This window comes from Okeania sp. (genome assembly GCF_983059655.1).
This window is the reverse complement of sequence record NZ_CEZPJD010001051.1, coordinates 1-2246: the sequence shown is the minus strand read 5'-3', so window position 1 is coordinate 2246 and position 2246 is coordinate 1. Positions and strand designations below refer to the sequence as shown.

The following is a 2246-nucleotide window of genomic DNA, read 5'->3' as shown; positions in this document are numbered from 1 at the left end:
GGATAATTTGGATCGATTGGAACATAGGCACCACCTGCTTTTAATATTCCTAACAATCCTATTACCATTTCCAGGGAACGCTCAAGACAAATACCTACCAATGTTTCTGGTTTCACTCCTAAACTTTGCAGGTGGCGAGCAAGTTGATTAGCTTTGGCGTTTAGCTGTTGATATGTTAATTGCTCCTGCTCAAATACAACGGCAACTGCATCAGGATTTTTCTCAACTTGCTCTTCAAACAACTGATGAATACATTTATCTGAGGGATATTCAACTGCTGTATCATTCCATTCTACTAATAATTGATGGCGCTCTGCTTCTGTTAAGAGAGGAAGTTGGGTAACAGGTTGTTCGGGATTGGCAATAATTGCTCCTAACAACTGCTGAAAATGCTCTCCCATCCGAATAATTGTCGTCTCATCAAAAATATCCGTATTATATTCTAAAATTCCTTCAAGTTCAGTTTCTGTCTCTCTCATAGACAAAGTTAAATCGAACTTTGCTGTCACATTTTCTCCACCCAAAGGAGTTAAAGTTAAACTAGGTAGCTCCAGTTTGTCCATCGGTGCATTTTGCAAAATAAACATCACCTGAAATAGAGGACTATAACTGAGAGAGCGTTCAGGTTGTAAAGCTTCTACTAATTGCTCAAAAGGCACATCTTGACGAGCGTAACTTTCTAGAGTTACCTGTCGTACTTGTTTCAATACATCCGAGAAACTAGGATTTCCTGACAATTGAGTCCGCAATACTAAAGTATTTACAAAAAAGCCAATCAATGGTTCAATTTCTTGGCGATCGCGATTGGCAATAGGAGAACCCACAACAATATCATCTTGGTTACTATAGCGCGACAGTAAAACTACAAAAGCACTCAGCAAAGTCATAAATAAAGTTACCCCAGATTGTTGACTCAGGGTTTTCAACTTCTGAGTTATTGTAGAATTTACCTGAAATGATTCGGTACTACCTCGGAAAGTTTGAATGGCTGGACGGGGGCGATCGCCTGGTAATTCTAATAATGGTGGTGCCCCTGCTAACTTTTCCTTCCAGTAGTTGAGATTAGCTTCTCGCAATTCTTGGGATAACCACTGACGCTGCCAGTAAGCAAAATCAGCATATTGAATAGATAACTCAGGCAAAGTCGAAGGTTTTCCTTCTGAAAAAGCTTGATAAAGAGTAGATAATTCTCGAATAAATATTCCAGTTGACCAAGCATCAGTAACAATGTGGTGCATTACCAGCAACAGAATATGATCTTCTTCTCCTAGTTTGAGCAGGGAAACTCGCAATAGGGAATCTCTGCTCAAGTCAAAAACTTTTGCTTTTTCTTCTGTTATTATTTTTTGTGCAGCAGTGAATTTTTCTGCTTCTGGGAATGACTGTAAATCTATTATTGGAAAACTGGAACTAGATGGAGCATTAATTATCTGTACTAGATTTCCATTTTTCATCACAAAATTTGTGCGCAAGATTTCGTGACGGCGAACAATTTCCTCAATCGTTTTTTCTAGAGCAGAAATATTGAGTTTTCCTGTTAGTTGGAGTGCTGCATAGTTGTGGTAAGCGGTACTTTCTTCCTCCAATTGATTGAGAAACCAAAGTCGTTGTTGGGAAAAAGATAAGGGAATATAACTATTTCGTGAAATTGGTTCAATAGGAGGTAGCTGTAATTTTTCTACTTTTAATTCATCTATAGCTTTACTAATTTCTTCAACTGTGGGAAAGTCAAATAAATATTTGAGGGGAATTTCTGCTTGAAATGCTATTCGCAACCTAGATATAACTTGGGTTGCTAATAAAGAATTTCCTCCCAATGAGAAAAAATCATCGTGGATGCCAATTTTTTCTACTCTTAATAGTTGAGACCAAATATTAGCTAAAAGTTCTTCTGTTGGGTTGCGTGGCGCAACAAAGTTTTCTAATTCGGGACGGATACTGTCAGGTTCTGGTAAGGCTTTTCTATCAATTTTACCGTTGGGAGTAAGTGGTAAAAATTCTAGTTTGACAAAAGCTGATGGAATAGCATATTCTGCTAATTTTTCTTGGAGAAATTGACGTAAATTATTAGGAGAAAATTGTTTTTTAGTAGGTACAAAATAGGCGATTAAACGCTTATTGCTAGAGTCATCTCCCTTGACAATAACTACAGCAGTTTGTACTTCTGGATGGGAGACGATCGCTGCTTCTATTTCTCCCAACTCTATACGAAAACCACGAATTTTTACCTGGTTATCAATACGTCC

At 37.8% G+C, this 2246-nt stretch carries 1 protein-coding gene; it reads right to left on the bottom strand.

All coding sequences use genetic code 11. From position 1 onward, the window contains the following. Positions 1-2246: condensation domain-containing protein (locus tag AC3DU7_RS31655; RefSeq protein ID WP_488043195.1), on the bottom strand; the 2246-nt coding region annotated here is incomplete at both ends.